We start from the raw sequence: 18,854 nt of genomic DNA on the forward strand, positions 1-18,854 counted from the left end.
GGTGCGCCGGGGATCGGCGCACCGCCTCGTCACTCAGACTTCTTCGACCGAGCTCGGCTCGCGACGCGACAGGTCGATGCCCAGCTCCTCGGCAGCCCGGAAGACGTCTTCCTCGGCGTCCTTGAGCTCGATGGCCGACCCGTCGTGCGACAGCACCTCGACGTTCAGGCACAGCGACTGCATCTCCTTGACGAGCACCTTGAACGACTCGGGGATGCCGGAGTCGGGGATGTTCTCGCCCTTGACGATGGCCTCGTAGACCTTGACGCGACCGGGCACGTCGTCGGACTTGATCGTCAGCAGCTCCTGCAGGGCGTAGGCGGCGCCGTACGCCTCCATCGCCCAGACCTCCATCTCACCGAAGCGCTGGCCACCGAACTGGGCCTTACCGCCGAGCGGCTGCTGGGTGATCATCGAGTAGGGGCCGGTGCTGCGCGCGTGGATCTTGTCGTCCACGAGGTGGTGCAGCTTGAGGATGTACATGTAGCCGACCGAGACGGGCTCGGGGAACGGCTCGCCGGAGCGGCCGTCGAAGAGCGACGCCTTGCCGGTCTCGTCGATCATCCGGACACCGTCACGCGTCGGGTACGTCGCACCCAGCAGGCCGGTGATCTCGTCCTCGCGCGCACCGTCGAAGACGGGCGTGGCGACCTTGGTGCCGGGCTCGGACTTCTCGGCGTGGATCGCCATGAGGCGGTCCTTCCACTCCGCGGAGCCCTGGTCGTCGTGCAGGTTGAGGTCCCAGCCCTGCTTGGCCAGCCAGCCGAGGTGGAGCTCGAGGATCTGGCCGATGTTCATACGACGCGGCACACCCAGCGGGTTGAGCACGACGTCGACCGGGGTGCCGTCCTCCATGAACGGCATGTCCTCGATCGGCAGGATCTTGGCGATGACGCCCTTGTTGCCGTGACGGCCGGCGAGCTTGTCACCCACCGAGATCTTGCGCTTCTGGGCGACGTAGACGCGGACCAGCTGGTTGACGCCCGGGGGCAGCTCGTCGCCGTCCTCGCGGTCGAAGACGCGGACGCCGATGACCGTGCCGGACTCACCGTGCGGCACCTTCATCGAGGTGTCGCGCACCTCGCGCGCCTTCTCGCCGAAGATCGCGCGGAGCAGCCGCTCCTCGGGGGTCAGCTCGGTCTCGCCCTTGGGCGTGACCTTGCCGACGAGGATGTCACCGGTGGTGACCTCGGCGCCGATGCGGATGATGCCGCGGTCGTCGAGGTCGGCCAGACCCTCCTCGGAGACGTTCGGGATGTCCCGGGTGATCTCCTCGGGGCCGAGCTTGGTGTCGCGGGCGTCGACCTCGTGCTCCTCGATGTGGATCGAGGTGAGGACGTCCTCCTGCACCAGGCGCTGGCTGAGGATGATCGCGTCCTCGTAGTTGTGGCCCTGCCACGGCATGAACGCCACGAGCAGGTTGGTGCCGAGCGCCATCTCCGCCTGGTCGGTGCACGGACCGTCGGCGATCGGCGAGCCGACCTCGAGGCGGTCGCCCTCCACCACCAGCGGGCGCTGGTTGATGCAGGTGCCCTGGTTGGAGCGACGGAACTTGGCCAGCTTGTAGGTCTGGTAGGAGCCGTCGTCGTTCATCGTCTCGATGAAGTCGGCGGACACCTCCTTGACGACGCCGGCCTTCTCGGCCACCACGACGTCACCGGCGTCGACGGCGGCGCGGTACTCCATGCCGGTGCCGACCAGCGGCGAGTCGCTCGTGATGAGCGGCACGGCCTGGCGCTGCATGTTGGCACCCATGAGGGCGCGGTTGGCGTCGTCGTGCTCGAGGAAGGGGATCAGGGCCGTCGCGACCGACACCATCTGGCGCGGCGAGACGTCCATGTAGTCGACCTCCTCGGCCAGGATCGCGTCGACCTCACCGTGCTTCTGGCGCACGAGCACGCGCTCCTCGGCGAACTTGTTGTTCGGGTCGAGGGGGGCGTTGGCCTGGGCGATGACGTAGCGGTCCTCGTCGTCGGCGGTCAGGTAGTCGACCTTGTCGGTGACGACACCCTTCTCGACGCGCCGGTAGGGCGTCTCGACGAAGCCGAACGGGTTGATCCGCCCGTACGACGCGAGCGAGCCGATCAGGCCGATGTTCGGGCCTTCCGGGGTCTCGATCGGGCACATGCGGCCGTAGTGCGACGGGTGGACGTCACGGACCTCCATGCCGGCGCGGTCACGGGACAGACCGCCGGGGCCGAGCGCGGAGAGGCGACGCTTGTGCGTCAGGCCGGCGATCGGGTTGGTCTGGTCCATGAACTGCGAGAGCTGCGAGGTGCCGAAGAACTCCTTCAGCGCCGCGACCACGGGACGGATGTTGATCAGGGACTGCGGCGTGATGGCCTCGACGTCCTGGGTCGTCATCCGCTCACGGACCACCCGCTCCATGCGGGCCAGGCCCGTGCGGAGCTGGTTCTGGATCAGCTCGCCGACCGTGCGCATGCGACGGTTGCCGAAGTGGTCGATGTCGTCGGCCTGGACCTTGACGGGCTTGTCGTCGGGTCCCATGACCACGTTGCCGGCCGCGTCGACGAAGTCGGGCGCCTCGACCGGCGTGCCGGCCGCGTGCAGCTCGACGATGTAGCGGATCGCCGCGACGATGTCGTCGACGGTCAGCGTCTGCTGGTCGAAGGCCTCGGCCTGGCCGAGCTTCTTGTTGATCTTGTACCGGCCGACCTTGGCGAGGTCGTAGCGCTTGTTGTTGAAGTAGTAGTTGTTCAACAGCGTCTGCGCGGCCTCACGCGTGGGCGGTTCGCCCGGGCGCAGCTTGCGGTAGATGTCGAGGAGCGCCTCGTCCTGGGTCTGCGGGGTGTCCTTCTCCAGCGTGAGCATCATCGACTCGTACTGGCCGAACTCCTCGCGGATCTGCTCCGCGGTCCACCCGAGGGCCTTGAGCAGGACGGTGACGTTCTGCTTGCGCTTGCGGTCGAGGCGGACGCCGACGAGGTCGCGCTTGTCGATCTCGAACTCGAGCCAGGCGCCGCGGCTCGGGATGAGCTTGGCGGTGTAGATGTCCTTGTCGGACGTCTTGTCCGCGGAGCGCTCGAAGTAGACGCCGGGCGAGCGCACGAGCTGGGAGACCACGACACGCTCGGTGCCGTTGATGATGAAGGTGCCCTTGCGGGTCATCATGGGGAAGTCGCCCATGAAGACCGTCTGGCCCTTGATCTCACCGGTCTCGTGGTTCATGAACTCGGCCGAGACGTAGAGGGGGCGGGAGTAGGTGAAGTCCTTCTCCTTGCACTCCTCCTCGGTGTACTTCGGGTCGACGAACACGGGGTTGTCGAACGAGAGCATCATCGTCTCGGAGAAGTCCTCGATCGGGGAGATCTCCTCGAAGATCTCCTGCAGACCAGACTTCTCCGACACGTCCTCGCCCGCGGCCCGACGGGCCGCGACCATCTCCTCCCACTTCTCGCCGCCGACGAGCCACTCGAAGCTGTCGGTCTGGAGGGAGAGGAGAGCGGGAACCTCGAGAGGTTCGGCGATCTTCGCGAAAGAGGTGCGGTTGGACTTGAGCAGGGAGTTACCAGCGGAGCTGCGCGCGGCCAAGAGGGTGTCCTTCGAAGGATCGTGATCCAAGAGATCGCCGGCCGACCACCACGACACCCGTCCGGGCAGGGTGAAGGGCATATGAGGGCAGGCGCAAAGTCACAGGCTACCGCAACACAGGGCTCGCTTCAAAGGCGGGGTCGATGGCATTCCACTGCTCGTGCTCGCCGTTCGCTCACGCGTTGCCGACGATGATGACCGGCGGCCGGGGACAGGTCAAGCACCGACCCCCCTCGGGGCGTCGCGGGGACCCGTGACCGGCCCCGCTCAGCCCTGCGCCGGGGAGGTCACCAGGTTGTCGACCAGCCACTCGTCGCCGACCTTCTGCATCGTGACGGTGACCTGGTCCTTGTAGGTCTCCGGCTCCGGGGTCAGCTTGTTGGTGGTCGGCCGGTCGACGAACACGAGGACGTCGACCCGGTCCTGGCCCGAGCGCACGATCCCCGACGCGACCACCCGTGCCTCGACGGTCGTCTGCGTCTGCGGGGCGTTGTCGGAGATGACCGCGAAGAGCTTGTCGTAGTCGGCGCGGTAGTCGGAGGTGAGGTAGCCCTGCGCCCGCGCCTGGTCCTCCGCCAGCGACTCGTAGCCGTAGGACAGCACCGGCACGATGGCGCGCTCGGCGGCGGCCTGGGCGGCGCGCGTCGCCTCCTCGGTCGTCTCCCCCGACGTCGTCTGCCACGCCCACGCGCAGCCGGCGAGCAGACCGGCGAGCAGCAGGCCGACGACGGCCAGGAGCCAGGCCGGGACGGCGCGGGGCGGCGCCCCGACCACACCGGCAGTGCCGGCGGTCTCGGCGGCACCGGTGGTGCCGGCGCTGTCGGGCCCGTCCTCGACGGGCTCCTCCTCGACCACGGCGGGCGCGGCCTCGCGCTCGGGGAGCGACGCGTCGTACGCCGCTCGGCGGGCCGGGTCGAGCAGCACCTCGGCGGCCGCGTTGAGCGAGGCGAAGCGGCGCGAGCCCGGCTCGAGGTCGGCGATGCCGGCCCGCCAGGCCGCGCGCACCTCGTCGGCGGACGCGCTGGGCTCGACGTCGAGGACGTCGTACCAGCTGGGGCTGTGGGTGGAGGGCTTGAGGTCGCTCACGGCTGGGCTCCCGGGTCGGGCTCGGTCGGGGCCGCCCCGTCGCCCGAGACCGGGTCGAAGTCGTCGACGAGCCACTCGCCGTCGACCTCGACGAGGCTGACCTCGATGCGGAAGGGGATCGGCTCCTGGTCGACGGTCTTGCCCTTGACGTCGTAGGAGTCGCTGAACGTCCCGGCGACCAGGGTGCGGGCCGAGTCCTGGTCGATGCTGGACACCCCGGTGGCGAAGACGTCGGCGACCCGGGTCACGCCCGCCTGGGCCACCAGCTGCTCCGCCGTGCCGGCCTCCTGCTCGAAGGACGCGGCGAACTTGTCGGTGATGACGTCGGTGACGCGCTCGCGGTACTCGGGCATCGCGCCCTTCTCGTCGAGCAGGTCGGGCCCGTAGGTGCCCATCCGCAGCATGAACTGCTCGGTCTGCGCCATCACCTCCTCGCGGGAGGACTGGACGTCGTCGCCGTCGTCGCCACGCGCCAGGAGCAGCCACGCCAGCAGGCCGGCCGCGACCAGGGCCAGGACCACCAGGACGGCCAGCAGGACCGTGCGGAAGCCGGCGGTCCGGCGCTCGACCGCGGGGGCTGTGGCGGTGGCGGGGTCGGTGCGCGTCACTCCTGCGTCAGCAGGGGCTGGAGGAACAACCACTTCCATGACTCCTCTCCGAGGGTCCGGGGCGCGACGCTACCGCGCGACTCGAGGCGGGCGGCCTCCGCCTCGCCCCACACCAGCTCGCCGGTGTCGGGGTCGTAGGCGGCGACCGGTGGGGCGTACGACGCCGCCGGGCGGGGCGCGTGCTGGCCGCCGCGCGCGTTGGACTGCGAGGCGGGCTCGGTGCAGCGGGCCGCGGTGTTCATGGCCCGGTTCTCCCCGTCCTGCGGCGGCCGGGTGTCGGTCCCCTCGTAGCCGGCGTGGCACACCGCCGGGTCCTCGGTCAGGACCATGCCGAAGTGGGCGTCGTAGTTGCCGGTCGCCGAGGTCTTCGACACGACGGTGAACCCGCCCTCGACGACGTACGGGTAGATGACGAGCAGCTGCTCGACGCCCTTGATGTTCTTCACCACGACCTCGCCCGTGGTGACGAGGTTGTTGAGGAGCTCGCCGAGCTCGACCTCGTTGTCCTCGATGAAGGTGCGCAGCTGGGTGGCGGTCGCGCTGCCGTTGTCGATCACCGAGCGGAGGTCCTTGTCGGACCCGGCCAGCGAGGTGGAGAAGGTGCTGAGGTCGCGGGCGAAGGAGCGCAGCGCGCTCTCGGAGTCGATCTGCCCGTTGAGCACGACGTTGCCGTCGCGGATCAGCTTGGTGGTGACCTCGAAGTTGGCGTCGGCGGCGTCGATGAAGGCGGTGCCCGAGTCGATGATCGTCTGAAGGTCCTGCCCCGCACCGCCGAACGCCGCGCCGAACTCGGTGGTGACGGTCTGCAGGTCGCGCTCGTCGACGCTGCGGACGGTCTCGGACAGGTGCGTCAGCAGGGTGTCGGTCTGGATCGGCGTGCGGGTGCGGTCGACGGCGATCTGCGAGCGGTCCTCCAGGTAGGGGCCGTCGTCGACCTGCGGCTGGAGCTCGACGTACTGCTCCCCCACCGCCGAGCGGTTGCCGACCAGCGCCAGGCTGTCGGCGGGGATGCGGTCCTGCTCCTTGTCGATGTCGAGGTGGATGTCGACGCCCTCGTCCGTGAGCACCATCTGCGACACCTCGCCGATGCGCACCCCGCGGTAGGACACCTCGGCCCCGGCGAACGCCCCGCCGGAGTCCTTGAAGTGCGCGACCACCGTGTAGGTGTCGTCGACGAACACCCGGTCGAGCCGCGCGTAGCGCGCGCCGACGTAGCTCACGCCGAGCAGCGTGATGATGGCGAAGACCAGCAGCTGCAGCTTGGTACGACGGGTGATCATCGCAGCACCATCCCGGGGACGAGCAGGCTGACGAGGGCGGGGTCGTAGGCGTCCATCAGCTGTCCGTACGTCGGGCCCTGAGGCGTCCGCTCCTGCGTGCCGGCGCGGCCGAGGCCCGGCAGGGTGGGCAGCCCCGTGGCGGTCGGCACGCTGGGCAGCGGGACCGGGACACCCGGGATGGTCGTCGTCTCCGTGGGCAGGGGCAGGTTGGGCAGCTGGTTGAGCTCGCGGCACACGTCCTTGTCCTTGTTGGCGTCCTTGCGGCACTCCTGCTGGAGCTTGAGCAGCTCGGTGGGCGTGGCCAGGACCTTCTGGCAGGCCGGGCTGTTCAGGTCGCCGCTGGCGATGCACTCCAGGACGTTGTCCACGATGACGGTGGGGTCGATCGGCGTGGGCAGGTTGGTGGGCAGCGTGGGCAGCCCGGTCGCGCCCTGGGAGAGGTCGACCTCGAGGGTGATCGAGAGGTTGGTGTAGTCGCCCATGTGCAGGTTGCGGGCGACCTGCGGGTCCCGGCCGACCACCTCGTCGACGAACGGGTAGGTGAGGAACACGTGGAAGGCGTTGGTGAAGTCGTCGCCCGACGCCGCGAGCTGGGTCAGCACCGGGTCGAGCGCCTCGAGCGAGTCGATCGTCGCCTCCTTGGACGCGCGGATGACCCGGACGCCCACCGCGCTGAGGTCCTCCAGGGACCGCAGCATGGCGACCAGGTCCTCGCGCTGGCGGTCGATCGAGTCGAGCGCGCTGGGCAGCTCCTCGAGGGCCGCGTCGATCGTCGGCTGCTCCTTGCGGATCCCCAGGGCCAGCCGGTTGAGCTTCTCGATGGCGTCGACGATGTCGCCCTTGTTGTCGTCGAGCTGGGCCATGAAGTCCCGGATCTGGCGCAGCACCGAGCGGGCGGTGCCCTCCCTGCCCTCGAGGGCCAGGTTGAGCTCCTGGGTGATGGTCTTGAGCTGCGCGACACCGCCGCCGTTGAGGAGCAGGCTCAGCGCACCGAGCACCTCCTCGACCTCGGGGTTGCGCCCGGTGCGCTCGAGCGGGATCTCGTCGCCGCTCTCGAGCGGGTTGCTGCTGGCCCCCTCCGCGGGCGCCGCGAGCGAGACGAACTTCTCGCCGAGCAGGCTGGTCTGGCGGATCTCGGCCACGGCGTTGTCCGGCAGCTCGACGTCGTTGCGCATCTCGAGCTCGACCACCGCGGCGTACCCGTCCAGCGACACGTCGCTCACCTGCCCGACGGTGACGTCGTTGACCTTGACCGTCGACCTCGGCACCAGGTCGAGGACGTCAGCGAAGTGCACCCGCACCGTCATCGGGTCGGAGCCCACGTCGGGCCCCCCGGGCAGCGGCAGCTCGTAGACGTCGAAGTCGCACGCGGACAGGGCGAGCGCGGTGACGAAGAGCAGCACGACGGCCTTGACGCGGTTCATCGCGACACCTCCACGAGACCACCGAGGGTGGGGTCGAACCGCTGGTCGGGCCGCGCCGGCACGGGTCCCTTCGGGAGCGCACCCGAGCGCGGCAGGACCTGCTTGATCGTGTCGCACACGCCGCCGGCGCCCTTGACCTGGCTGGTGAGCCCGCACAGGTACGTCGCCGGGTCGGCCGTGAGCTGGTTGACGAGCTCGCCGAGGTTGGCCCGGGTGTCGAGCGTGCCGGACTGCGGGTTGTAGGTCAGCGCGAGGTTGTTGAGGGCGAGCGGGCCGACGCGGAGGATCTCGTCGAGGGCGTCGCGCTGCTTGACCAGGACCTTGGAGACCCGGTTGAGCCCGGAGATGTTGCGACCCAGCACCTCACGGTTGTCCTTGACGAAGGAGGACACCTCGGTGAGCGCCACCGACAGGTTGCGCAGCGAGGCCGACAGCTCCTCCTTCTCGCCCTCGAGGAGGCCGGACACGTCCGACAGCGACCGGTTGAAGCTGCGGACGGTCTGGTCGTTCTCGGCCAGGGTGCTGACGAACTTGCCGAGCTGCTCGGCACTGCCGAACAGCTCCTCCTTGTTGTTGTCGAGGGTGGCGGTCAGCCGGGCGACGTTGCCCAGGGTCGAGCGCAGGTTCTCGCCCTGGCCGTCGAAGTTGTCGGCCGTCACCGCGAGCAGGTCGGACAGCGCACCGTCGCGGTTGGCGCCGTTGGGGCCGAGGGCGACGTTGAGGGTGTCGAGGCTCGCGTAGATCTGGTCGAGCTCGATCGGCACCCCGGCCTGCTCCACGGGGAGCTCGACGCCGTCGGCCATCACCTCCCCGCCGGTGTAGGCGGGGGTGACCTGGATGAAGCGGTCGCCGACGATGGAGGGCGCCACGATCGCGGCCTTGGCGTCCGCCGGCAGCTCGACCTCGCTGTCGTAGGTCATGGTCACGACGACGTCGGTGCCCGAGGGCTCCACCGACTCGACGTTGCCGATCGGCACCCCGAGGACGCGCACCTCGCTACCCTCGTAGATCGAGATGGTGCGCGGGAAGTGGGCGACCAGCCGCTTGGAGTCGGTGCCGGTGAACATGGTGATCGCCGCCGCGGTCACCAGGGCGATGACCACGAGCGGGACGGCGAGCTTGCGCAGGGTCTCCATGTCAGCCCACCTGCGGTGCCGGAGGCAGGTTCTGGATGTAGGTGTCGAACCACGGGCCGGTGCCAAGGGTGCTGGCGAACACCCGGTAGAACGGCGCCATCAGCCGCAGGCTGTTGTCGAGGTTGTCCTCGTTCTTGTTGAGCACGGCGACGACGTTCTCCAGGTGCGTCAGGGCGGGCTTGAGGTCCTCGCGGCTCTGCCGGACCAGCAGGGTCAGCTCCTGCGACAGGGTCGAGGTCGACTCGAGGAGGTCGTGGATCGCCTCCCGGCGACCCACGAGCGCGCGGAACAGCACGTCGGCGTCCCGCATCAGGGCGACGATGTCCTCGTCCCGCGCGTCGAGCACCGTGGCGACCTTGTCGAGGTTGACCAGCAGCTCGTTGATCTGCTGGTCCTTGGCCGCCACGTTGGCCGAGAGGCGGGTGACGCCGTCCAGCGCCGAGCGGAACTCCTCGGGCGTGTTGCGGGTCAGGTCGGCCAGCGTGGTGAGCGCACCGGCGAGCTGGTCGGTGTCGATCCGCTCCGAGGTGTCGGCGAGGCCCTCGAAGGCCTCCACCACGTCGTACGGCGAGGACGTGCGCTCGACCGGGATGGTCGAGCCCTCGGCGAGCTGGCCCTCGCCGGCCGGCTCGAGGGAGAGGAACATCGCTCCGAGGAGCGTCTTGACCTTGATCGCGGCCCGGGTGTCGGGGCCGAAGGACTCGGCGCGGTCGACCTTGAACGTCGCCACGACGTGCCCGTCGTCCAGCGCCACCTCGTCGACCTTGCCGACGCGGACGCCGGCGATGCGGACCTCGTCGCCCTTCTTGAGCCCGCCGGACTCGGTGAAGGCCGCGCGGTAGGTGTCGCCGCCGCCGATCAGCGGCAGGTCGTCGGCGCGCAGCGCCGCCGTGAGCAGCAGGCCGAGGGCGACGAGGCTGATGAACCCGATGACGACGGGGTTGCGCTCGCGGAAGGGAATCATCTCGGGGTCCCCTCGGCGTTGTCCGCGGGAGGAGCGCAGCGGGGGGAGCGGAGAAGGTCGTGGGGTGAGTTCATCCGAGATCACACCGATCGGAGCCCGGCTGGTAGGAGACCGGGACGTTGAGGTTGCCGGGCAGCTTGACCCGGCCCTGGAACTCGCAGAGGTAGAAGTTGAACCACGAGCCGTAGATGGCGGTGCGCCCGACCTTCTCCAGCTTGATGGGCAGCACCTGGAGCGCCCGGTCGAGCTCGGCCTTGTTCTTGTCGATGTTGCCGGCGACGGTGCGCAGCTCCTTGATGTCCTTGACGAACGGGCGGCGGATGCCCGACAGCAGGTCGGAGGTCTCGACCGACAGGTCGGAGATCTCGTCGAGGGAGCCGAGGATGGCCTGCCGGTCGTCCTTGAGCCCGCCGACGAGGGTGCGGAAGGAGGTGATCAGGCGCGACAGCTGCTCGTCGCGGTCGCCGACGTGGTCGAGCACCTCGTTGAGGTTGACGATGAGGTCGCTGATCACCTCGTCACGGTCCGCCAGCGTGGAGGTCACCGACGCCGTGTGCTGGAGCAGCCCCTCGAGGGTGCCGCTCTCCCCCTGGAAGACCTGGACGATCTCGTAGGAGAGCTGGTTGATGTCCGAGGGCGACAGCGCCTGGAACAGCGGCTTGAACCCGTTGAACAGCACCGTGAGGTCGAGGGCCGGCTTGGTGCGCTCGACCGGGATCTCCGCGTTGTCCGGCAGCCGCGCGGTGTCGCCGATCTCCTGGGTCAGCGCGACGTACCGCTGCCCCACGAGGTTGCGGTACTTGATGGTGGCGAACGTGGCCCCGGTGACCGCGGTGTCCTCGTCGACCGTGAAGGTCAGCCGTGCCTGGGTGCGGTCGGCGACCTCGATGTCCTCGACCACCCCGACCTTGACGCCGGCGACGCGGATGTCGTCGCCCTTGACCACGCCGGTCGCGTTGGCGAACACCGCCCGGTAGGTGCGGGTCTGGCCGAAGGTGAGGTTGCCGATGGTGACGACGAGGACGGCGGTGGCCAGCGTCGTGACGAGGATGAAGACCATCAGCTTGGTGAGGTCGAGGGAGGTCCTGGAGTCGAGCAGCGGCATCAGCGGGCCTCCCCCAGCGTCACAGTGGCGCCCCGCGCCATGGGTCCGACGAGCAGCACGCCGAGGTCCGGCACGTCCGCGGCGGTGGTCCCGATCGAGGTCCCGAGCAGCCCCTTGAGCAGCGCCGCCTCGTCGCGGCCCCCGGTGTAGCCGTCGCCACCGGCCCAGCCGGTCGCGACCCGCGAGGTGCCCTTGCCGGTGGGCTCGTCGATGCCGTCCACGAAGTCGGGCTGGCCGTCGAAGGGGTCGGCCTGGTCCCCGGGAGGGTTCGGCAGCGAGCCGCAGTGCGGGCCGCGGGTCTCGCCGTACACGGGGGCGTCCTGCGGCCCGTAGCCGCGCGGCTGGTTGGGCAGGGTCTCCAGGACGATGTGCAGGGTGAAGCCGCGGAACGCCTCGGCCTGCAGGTCCCCGGCCTTGACGATGCCCTCGAGCAGGCAGGGGTACTCGGGGGCGTACTTGGCGAGCACGCGAAGCTGGGTGCGGCCCAGCTCGCCGAGCCGGATCAGGTTGTCGCCGTTGGCGTCGAGGAAGCGCTCGGTGGTCGCGGAGAAGCGGCCGATGTCCTTGAAGAGCGCGTTGAGCTTGTCCTCGCGGCCCTCGAGGGTCTGGGTGGTGGTGATGGTGTTGCGCAGGATGGTGGCGACCTCGGGCAGCACGTCGGCGTAGATGTCGGAGACCTTCGCGGTCAGCCGCAGGTCCTCCACGAGCGCCGGGATCTCGGGGTTGAAGCGCCGCAGGTAGCCGTCGAGGACCTCGAGGTTCTCGCCGAGCTGGTCGCCGCGGCCCTCGAGCGCCGTGGCGATGGCGTTGAGGGTCATGTTGATCTCGGCGGGCTGCACGGCGCGCAGCAGCGGGTAGAGGTCGGAGAGCACCTGCTCGACCTCCGTCGAGACCTCCGTGCGCTCGATGGTCGCGTCGACGCCGAGGCTGTCGTCGGAGGCCTGCTCGGGCACGACGAGCGACACGTACTTCTCACCGAAGAGGGTCTTGGGGACGATCGAGCCGGTCACGTTCGCCGGGATCTGCCCGCGCTCGTCGGGGTAGAGGCCCAGGGTCAGGCTGGCACCGTCGGAGTCGGCGTCGATGGCGATCACCTCGCCGACCTGGACGCCGCGGATCTTGACGTCGGCGCGCATCGGCAGCTGGAGGCCGATCTTGGACGTCCGGAGGGTCACCTCGTCGTAGTCGGTGAACTTCTTGGTGAACACGCCGTACGACAGCCAGACGCCGGCGAGGATCAGGCACAGGAAGACGACGCCGAGCACCTTGTGGTTGCCCGTGAGGGCACGCAGGGGATTCATCCGCGCCTCACCCCGCCAGTCTCACGGTGGTGGTGGTGCCCCAGATGGCCATCGACAGGAACAGGTCGATGACGTTGACGGCCACGATGCTGGTGCGGACCGCGCGGCCCACGGCCACGCCCACGCCCGCGGGGCCACCCGAGGCGTTGTAGCCGTGGTAGCAGTGGATGAGGATGACCGTCACCGCGAAGACGAGCACCTTGCCGAAGGACCACAGCACGTCGCCCGGCGGCAGGAACGCGTTGAAGTAGTGGTCGTAGGTGCCGGTCGACTGGCCGTAGAACATGGTGACGACGAGCCGGCTGGCGAAGTACGACGACAGGAGGCCCACGACGTACAGCGGGACGATGGCGATGAGGCCGCCGATCACCCGGGTGGCGACCAGGAACGGCATCGACGGGATGGCCATCACCTCGAGGGCGTCCACCTCCTCGGAGATGCGCATCGCGCCGAGCTGGGCGGTGAAGCCGCAGCCGACGGTGGCGGCCAGCGCGATGCCGGCCACCAGGGGGGCGATCTCGCGGGTGTTGAAGTAGGCGGAGACGAAGCCGGAGAAGGCGGCCGTGCCGAGCTGGTTGAGGGCGGCGTAGCCGGACAGGCCGACCTGGGCGCCGGTGAAGAACGTCATCCCGAGGATGACGCCGACGGTCCCGCCGATGACGGCGAGGGCACCGGAGCCGAGGGTCACCTCGGCCAGGATCCGCAGGATCTCCTTGGGGTAGCGCGTCACCGACCGGGGCACGGCCTTGATCACGCCGATGTGGAAGGCGAGCTGCCCGCCGAGGTCGTCCAGCGACCTGAGCGGTGTGCGGTAGATGCTCCTGAGATCGGCCATGGTCATCCCGTCTTCGGGGGCACGACCTGGAGGTAGATCATGCTCAGGACGAAGTTGGCCACGAAGAGCAGCAGGAACGTGATGACGACGGACTCGTTGACCGCGTCGCCGACACCCTTGGGACCGCCGCCGGCGTTCATGCCCTTGTACGACGCGACGATGGCGGCGATGAGGCCGAAGACCAGCGCCTTGAAGAGGCCGATCCACAGGTCGGGCAGCTGGGCGAGCGCGGTGAAGCTGGCGACGTACGCACCGGGGGTGCCGTCCTGGAGGACGACGTTGAAGACGTAGCCGCCGGCCACGCCGACGACGCTGACCATGCCGTTGAGGAAGAAGGCGACGAGCATGCAGGCGAGCACGCGGGGCACGACCAAGCGGTGGATCGGGTCGATGCCGAGAACCATCATCGCGTCCAGCTCCTCGCGGATCTTGCGCGCGCCGAGGTCGGCGGCGATCGCCGAGCCACCGGCCCCCGCGATCAGCAGGGCGGTGCCGATGGGCGCGGCCTGCTGGATGACCGCCAGGACCGACGCGGAGCCGGTGAAGGACTGGGCGCCGAACTGCTTGATGAGCCCGCCGACCTGGAGCGCGATGACCGCGCCGAAGGGGATGGCGACCAGGGCGGTCGGCACGATCGTGACCGAGGCGATGAACCAGGCCTGCTGGATGAACTCGCGCAGCTGGAAGGGACGCCGGACGCTCGCCCGGGCGACGTCGAGGGCGAAGGCGAAGAGCTTGCCGGCGGCGCCGACCGGGGCGAGGGCCCGGGATGCGGTGAGGGAGGACACGACGCGATCAGGCCCCCGGAGCCAGGCCGGCGTTGGAGCTCTCGAACGAGCCGGGCGGAGGCGTCACGCCGTGGGCCGCGCACCACTCCCCCGGCGGGCGCTGGCTGCGTCGCGGGACGCCGTTGGACGGGTCCAGCTGCATGGGGATGGGCGGCAGCGGCGGCAGCTCCTGGCCCTGCTCGGCGGCCAGCTCGTCGGCGTCCTTCTCCTCCGACATGCCGATCGGGCCGACCTTCTGGGCGTTGAGGAACTGGCGCACCACCGGCTCCTCGGAGCTCAGCAGCATCTCGCGGGGACCGAACATCGCCAGGTGGCGGTGGTAGAGCAGGCCGATGTTGTCGGGCACGGTGCGAGCGGTGTTGATGTCGTGGGTGACGATGAGGAACGTGGCGTCGATCTGGGCGTTGAGGTCGACGATCAGCTGGTTGAGGAAGGCCGTGCGCACCGGGTCGAGGCCCGAGTCCGGCTCGTCGAAGAGCACGATCTCCGGGTCGAGCACCAGGGCCCGGGCCAGGCCGGCACGCTTGCGCATGCCGCCGGAGATCTCGCCGGGGAGCTTGTCCTCGGAGCCGACGAGACCGACGAGGTCCATCTTCTCCATGACCACGTCGCGCACCTCGGACTCGGACTTCTTGGTGTGCTCCCGCAGCGGGAAGGCGACGTTGTCGTAGAGGTTCATCGAGCCGAACATCGCGCCGTCCTGGAACAGCACGCCGAAGAGCTTGCGGATCTCGTAGAGGTCCTTCTCCGAGCAGCTCGCGATGTCGGTGCCCTCGATGAGGATCGAGCCCTTGTCGGGCTTGATCAGGCCGATGAGGGTCTTGAGGAAGACCGACTTGCCCGTGCCCGACGGCCCGAGCATCACGCAGATCTCGCCGGCCGGGATGGTCAGGCTGACGTCGCCCCAGATGAGCTGCTTGCCGAAGGACTTGGTCAGGTCGTCGACCTTGATCTCCACGCCCATGTCGCAGCCTCCCTCTGGCTCACTCGTCGTACGTCGGTGCCGAACAGAGCGACTCCGCGTCGCTCCCGACGGGGGACCAACGCGGACGTCGCCGCGAGGTTACGCGGGAATTGCCTCCACGTCACCAGCCGAACGCAAAGTGTCACTCCGCGTGACGACTTCTCTCCTACCCGGCGGTAACCCCGCGCCGGTGGCGGCACCGGGTGGGGGCGGACGGCGCTCGGAAATGGCCTCAGGGCGGCCACCCGGAGGTGACCGCCCTGAGGACGGGTGCGGCCTGGGGCCGCGGTGGTGCCGGTCAGACCGGCACCGGGTGGGTCACTTGACGGTGACGGTGGCGCCGGCAGCCTCGAGGGACTCCTTCGCCTTGTCAGCAGCGTCCTTGGCGACCTTCTCGAGCACCGGCTTGGGGGCACCCTCAACGAGGTCCTTGGCCTCCTTCAGGCCGAGGGAGGTCAGGGCGCGCACCTCCTTGATGACGTTGATCTTCTTGTCGCCGGCAGCCTCGAGGATGACGTCGAACTCGTCCTGGGCGGCGGCCTCGTCAGCGGCAGCGGCGCCACCGGCAGCGGCCGGGGCGGCAGCGGCGACGGGGGCGGCAGCGGTGACGCCGAAGGTCTCCTCGAACTGCTTCACGAACTCGGAGAGCTCGATGAGGGTCATTTCCTTGAACGCGTCGAGCAGCTCGTCGGTGGTGAGCTTCGCCATGGTGGCGTTTCCTTCCGTTTGATGGGCGGCAGCGTGGCGCGGAGCGTCACGCCCGCCCGATGGGTTTCAGGTGGTGTACGTCGGCCCGGTCAGGCGTCGGTGGACTCGGACGCCTCGTCGGCTGCCTCTGCCGCGGGGACGTCGGCGGCAGCCTCGGTCTCCTCGGCGGGGGCGGCTTCCTCGGCGGCCGGGCTCTCCTCGGCAGCGGCCGGCGTGCCGGCACCACCTGCGAGGATCGAGGGGTCCTCGGTCGCCTTCGCCTCCAGGGCGCCGGCGAGCCGGGCAGCCTGGGCGAGCGGGGCGTTGAGGAGGTAGACGGCCTGGGACAGCGACGCGAGCATGCCGCCCGCGAGCTTGCCCAGGAGGACCTCACGCGACTCGAGGTCAGCCAGCTTGGCGACCTCCGCAGCGTCGAGGGACTTGCCGTCCAGGACACCGCCCTTGATGACGAGGGCGGGGTTTGCCTTGGCAAAGTCACGCAGACCCTTGGCTGCCTCGACCACGTCTCCATTGATGAAGGCGATGGCCGTGGGGCCGGTGAGCAGGTCGTCGAAGCCTTCGATGCCGACCTCGGTGGCGGCGATCTTGGCGAGCGTGTTCTTGACCACGGCGTAGTTGGCGTTCTCGCCGAGGGAGCGCCGCAGGTCCTGCAGCTGCTTCACGGTGAGACCGCGGTACTCGGTCAGCACAGCACCGGCGGAATCGTTGAAGGACTCAACGATGTCCGCTACGGCGGCAGTCTTTTCTGGCCGCGCCATGGGTCTCCTTCCGGATGTGACCACCGGCGAAGGACCCCGTACGACGACGAACGCCCCGAGCACAGGCTCGGGGCGTGGAACCCGCATCACTGCGGATCGTGCTCCCACCTGCGCTGGCCGTCCGCACTGTGCGGAACCTTCGATCTCGGGGCTGATGCCCCTCGACTACCGGCGGTCTCTGGTTTCAGGGGGCAACACTAGGCGCCTGGAGGGAGAGGGACAAATCGTCGATCTCCCACGCCGACGGCGCACAGTTGGTTCCATGGTCCCGTGGACGACAAGCTCAGCACCATCGGCGCGACCCTGGCACACACCGAGGAACGGATGCGCGGGGGCCGCCGGATCTCCGAGCGCCTGTGGCCGACCGGCTTCGGCGCCCTCGACCCCCTCATCGGCGGCGGCCTGCGGGCGGGCTCGCTGGTGCTGCTCGCCGGGCCCCAGGGCCTGGGCAAGACGACCTTCGCGGTGCAGGTCTGCCGCACCGTGGCCCGCACCGGCCGCCCGGTCGTGTACTTCTCCTTCGAGCACGACGCCGAGGACCTCGTCCTCAAGCTGATGGCCCTCGAGGCAGGCGAGAAGGACGACTCCCACCAGGTCCGCCTGAGCTCCATCCGGGAGGCCTTCGACGCGGTGGACGCCGGCCCCCTCGAGGAGCGGCTCGCGCACGTCCCCGGGGCCCTGAGGGCTCTGGCCGAGGTCCGGTCGTACGCCGAGATGCTCTTCGTGCACCGCTCCACAGGCGCCCGCACGGACCTCGCCCAGATCCGTGAGCGGGTCGACGAGGTGCGCGCGGCCACGGGCACCACGCCGATGGTCGTGGTCGACTACCTGCAGAAGGTGCTGGTTCCCGGCCGGGTGGGCGACGAGGTCGAGCGCAGCACCGTGGTGGTCGAGGGGCTCAAGGACCTCGCCATCGACCTCGCGGCCCCGGTCCTCGCGGTGGTCGCGGCCGACAAGCAGGCCCTGCGCACCGGGATGCGGATGCGCACCCACCACCTGCGCGGGTCCTCCGCGCTGGCCTACGAGGCCGACGTCATCCTGGTGCTGAGCAACAAGTTCGACGTCGTCGCCAAGCACCACCTGACCTACGACCTCGGCAACGCCGAGCGCTTCCGCCAGTGGGCGGTGCTGAGCGTGGAGAAGAACCGGTTCGGTCGCGACAGCATCGAGCTGGAGTACAAGAAGCGCTTCGACCAGGGCCGCTTCGAGCCCGACGGCCGCGAGGTCGCCGAGCAGCTGATCGACGACCGGGTGTTCGTCGAGTAGCTGCCCGGCGAGCCGCTCGCCTGCCGGTCACGTGCGGGTCACATGCCGGGCATCTTGTCGGCGACCTCGGACGCGGGCGGCGCCTCGATGGTCACATCGGTGCCGTAGTCGGTGTAGGTGCCCTCGGTGCTGCTGGTGCTGGCCTCGCCGCCGGCGATGCCGGGGACCTCGAGCTCCTGCCGGAACTGGCGCGGCAGGTTGTCGGCGTCCACCCACATCTCGACCGCGATGTCCTCGGGCATCGAGGACGCGAGCTCGGCCGGCATCTCCATCGCCTTCACGTAGGCGGCGGTGTCCATGACGACCTTGTAGTGGTTGGTATCGACGCCGTCGACCTCCTCGGTCCCGAGCAGCTCGAACTCCTTCGGCTCCTCCATCGCCTTGAACATCAGCTCCGGGTCCGTGGACTTGCCGAGCATGCCGAACAGGCTGTCGGGGTCGCTCATGTCGATCTTGAGCCACTTCTTGCCGCCGAGGTCCATGCCGACGCCGCTCATGTAGAGCACCTTGTCCAGCATGATCATCTCCAGCTCGTCGGCCCCCTGGCCCGTGCCGGTGGCCTGGAGGTCGACGCCGTCGTCGTCGTACCGCATGACGCCCTGCATGTCCATGGAGCCCGCATCGGAGCCCTCCGTGCTGCTGCTCATGGTGAACGCGAACGTCTCGGCGTCCTGGAGGGCCTCCATCACGGAGGGGTAGAACTCCGCGGCGTCGAGCTCCTCGAGGTCACCGGACGCCTCGGGCGACTCCTCGTCCGAGGACTCGCTCGTCCCGCTCGCGTCGGTGCCGCTGGAGGCCTCCGAGCCGCTGTCGCTGCCGCACGCGGCGGTGGACAGGGCGAGGGTGGTCAGCAAGGTGGCGGCGCCGAGGCGTCGGGCGAGGGTGGGGCGGGCCATGGGGGCTCCTTCGTCGTGGTGGTCGCGACGAGGTGCCTACCCGGCCGTCCCCGTGACAAACCCGGCGTGTCGGTACCCGCGCGCCTCCTCATCCTCCCACCCGGTCCCAGCGGACGACGACGCCCCGGCCATCACGTGGATGACCGGGGCGTCGGTGGAGCGGGGTGCCGCTCAGGCTGTGCC

At 69.5% G+C, this 18,854-nt stretch carries 16 protein-coding genes; 1 reads left to right on the plus strand and 15 read right to left on the minus strand.

Features of this window, described 5'->3' with window-relative positions:
• Positions 1 to 33: 33 nt before the first annotated feature.
• From rpoB to rplJ, 14 genes are all read right to left on the minus strand, one after another.
• Positions 34 to 3,552 (minus strand): DNA-directed RNA polymerase subunit beta, encoded by a 3,519-nt coding sequence (gene rpoB, locus ASG94_RS06695; protein ID WP_056925543.1) that lies wholly within the window; start codon positions 3,550 to 3,552, stop codon positions 34 to 36.
• Positions 3,553 to 3,819: 267 nt separating this feature from the next.
• A complete protein-coding gene (locus ASG94_RS21965) occupies positions 3,820 to 4,638 on the minus strand; it encodes a J domain-containing protein (RefSeq protein ID WP_056925544.1) in 819 nt (272 codons plus the stop codon).
• A complete protein-coding gene (locus tag ASG94_RS21970) occupies positions 4,635 to 5,246 on the minus strand; it encodes a hypothetical protein (RefSeq protein ID WP_056925545.1) in 612 nt (203 codons plus the stop codon). The genes ASG94_RS21965 and ASG94_RS21970 overlap by 4 nt, the downstream gene beginning before the upstream one ends.
• Positions 5,243 to 6,526: an MCE family protein gene (locus ASG94_RS06710; protein WP_056925546.1), complete on the minus strand. Its 1,284-nt coding sequence runs from the start codon at positions 6,524 to 6,526 to the stop codon at positions 5,243 to 5,245. Before ASG94_RS06710 ends, ASG94_RS21970 begins: the two co-directional genes overlap by 4 nt.
• The gene (locus tag ASG94_RS06715; RefSeq protein WP_056925547.1) at positions 6,523 to 7,950 is read right to left on the minus strand and encodes an MCE family protein; all 1,428 of its coding nucleotides are present in this window, start codon (positions 7,948 to 7,950) and stop codon (positions 6,523 to 6,525) included. The genes ASG94_RS06710 and ASG94_RS06715 overlap by 4 nt, the downstream gene beginning before the upstream one ends.
• Entirely contained in the window at positions 7,947 to 9,086 is a 1,140-nt protein-coding gene (locus ASG94_RS06720) for an MCE family protein (protein ID WP_056925548.1), read from the minus strand. Before ASG94_RS06720 ends, ASG94_RS06715 begins: the two co-directional genes overlap by 4 nt.
• A 1-nt stretch (position 9,087) precedes the next feature.
• The gene (locus tag ASG94_RS06725; RefSeq protein WP_056925549.1) at positions 9,088 to 10,050 is read right to left on the minus strand and encodes an MCE family protein; all 963 of its coding nucleotides are present in this window, start codon (positions 10,048 to 10,050) and stop codon (positions 9,088 to 9,090) included.
• Positions 10,051 to 10,120: 70 nt separating this feature from the next.
• The gene (locus ASG94_RS06730; RefSeq protein WP_056925550.1) at positions 10,121 to 11,155 is read right to left on the minus strand and encodes an MCE family protein; all 1,035 of its coding nucleotides are present in this window, start codon (positions 11,153 to 11,155) and stop codon (positions 10,121 to 10,123) included.
• Positions 11,155 to 12,456 carry an MCE family protein gene (locus ASG94_RS06735; protein WP_235537152.1) on the minus strand — a complete coding sequence of 434 codons (1,302 nt, stop codon included), beginning with the start codon at positions 12,454 to 12,456 and terminating at the stop codon, positions 11,155 to 11,157. The genes ASG94_RS06730 and ASG94_RS06735 overlap by 1 nt, the downstream gene beginning before the upstream one ends.
• A 7-nt stretch (positions 12,457 to 12,463) precedes the next feature.
• Positions 12,464 to 13,291 carry an MlaE family ABC transporter permease gene (locus tag ASG94_RS06740; protein ID WP_156411446.1) on the minus strand — a complete coding sequence of 276 codons (828 nt, stop codon included), beginning with the start codon at positions 13,289 to 13,291 and terminating at the stop codon, positions 12,464 to 12,466.
• 2 nt (positions 13,292 to 13,293) lie between these two features.
• Complete coding sequence (locus ASG94_RS06745; RefSeq protein ID WP_056925552.1) at positions 13,294 to 14,079, minus strand: MlaE family ABC transporter permease; 786 nt, start codon at positions 14,077 to 14,079, stop codon at positions 13,294 to 13,296.
• A gap of 7 nt (positions 14,080 to 14,086) precedes the next feature.
• Complete coding sequence (locus ASG94_RS06750; RefSeq protein ID WP_056925553.1) at positions 14,087 to 15,043, minus strand: ABC transporter ATP-binding protein; 957 nt, start codon at positions 15,041 to 15,043, stop codon at positions 14,087 to 14,089.
• Positions 15,044 to 15,361: 318 nt separating this feature from the next.
• Positions 15,362 to 15,751, minus strand: coding sequence for a 50S ribosomal protein L7/L12 (gene rplL, locus ASG94_RS06755; protein WP_056925554.1), 390 nt, complete (start codon positions 15,749 to 15,751; stop codon positions 15,362 to 15,364).
• 89 nt (positions 15,752 to 15,840) lie between these two features.
• Positions 15,841 to 16,509: a 50S ribosomal protein L10 gene (rplJ, locus tag ASG94_RS06760; protein WP_056925555.1), complete on the minus strand. Its 669-nt coding sequence runs from the start codon at positions 16,507 to 16,509 to the stop codon at positions 15,841 to 15,843.
• Positions 16,510 to 16,779: 270 nt separating this feature from the next.
• Between rplJ and ASG94_RS06765 the strand changes: the two genes are divergently transcribed.
• Positions 16,780 to 17,775, plus strand: a complete 996-nt coding sequence (locus ASG94_RS06765) for a DnaB-like helicase C-terminal domain-containing protein (protein WP_056925556.1) — start codon at positions 16,780 to 16,782, stop codon at positions 17,773 to 17,775.
• Positions 17,776 to 17,813: 38 nt separating this feature from the next.
• Here the strand turns inward: ASG94_RS06765 and ASG94_RS06770 are convergent, their stop codons facing one another.
• On the minus strand, positions 17,814 to 18,671 hold the full coding sequence (locus ASG94_RS06770; protein WP_056925557.1) for a hypothetical protein: 858 nt from the start codon (positions 18,669 to 18,671) through the stop codon (positions 17,814 to 17,816).
• Positions 18,672 to 18,854 lie beyond the last annotated feature (183 nt).

The sequence above is a fragment of the Nocardioides sp. Soil805 genome (genome assembly GCF_001429625.1).
GTDB lineage: Bacteria > Actinomycetota > Actinomycetes > Propionibacteriales > Nocardioidaceae > Nocardioides.

Bases quoted from the DNA above. Each gene is read 5' to 3' on its own strand.
- ASG94_RS06710 (WP_056925546.1), bottom strand. From the start codon at position 6,526: ATGATCACCCGTCGTACCAAGCTGCAGCTGCTGGTCTTCGCCATCATC.
- ASG94_RS06715 (WP_056925547.1), bottom strand. From the start codon at position 7,950: ATGAACCGCGTCAAGGCCGTCGTGCTGCTCTTCGTCACCGCGCTCGCC.
- ASG94_RS06720 (WP_056925548.1), bottom strand. From the start codon at position 9,086: ATGGAGACCCTGCGCAAGCTCGCCGTCCCGCTCGTGGTCATCGCCCTG.
- ASG94_RS06725 (WP_056925549.1), bottom strand. From the start codon at position 10,050: ATGATTCCCTTCCGCGAGCGCAACCCCGTCGTCATCGGGTTCATCAGC.
- ASG94_RS06730 (WP_056925550.1), bottom strand. From the start codon at position 11,155: ATGCCGCTGCTCGACTCCAGGACCTCCCTCGACCTCACCAAGCTGATG.
- ASG94_RS06735 (WP_235537152.1), bottom strand. From the start codon at position 12,456: ATGAATCCCCTGCGTGCCCTCACGGGCAACCACAAGGTGCTCGGCGTC.
- ASG94_RS06740 (WP_156411446.1), bottom strand. From the start codon at position 13,291: ATGGCCGATCTCAGGAGCATCTACCGCACACCGCTCAGGTCGCTGGAC.
- ASG94_RS06750 (WP_056925553.1), bottom strand. From the start codon at position 15,043: ATGGGCGTGGAGATCAAGGTCGACGACCTGACCAAGTCCTTCGGCAAG.
- rplL (WP_056925554.1), bottom strand. From the start codon at position 15,751: ATGGCGAAGCTCACCACCGACGAGCTGCTCGACGCGTTCAAGGAAATG.
- rplJ (WP_056925555.1), bottom strand. From the start codon at position 16,509: ATGGCGCGGCCAGAAAAGACTGCCGCCGTAGCGGACATCGTTGAGTCC.
- ASG94_RS06770 (WP_056925557.1), bottom strand. From the start codon at position 18,671: ATGGCCCGCCCCACCCTCGCCCGACGCCTCGGCGCCGCCACCTTGCTG.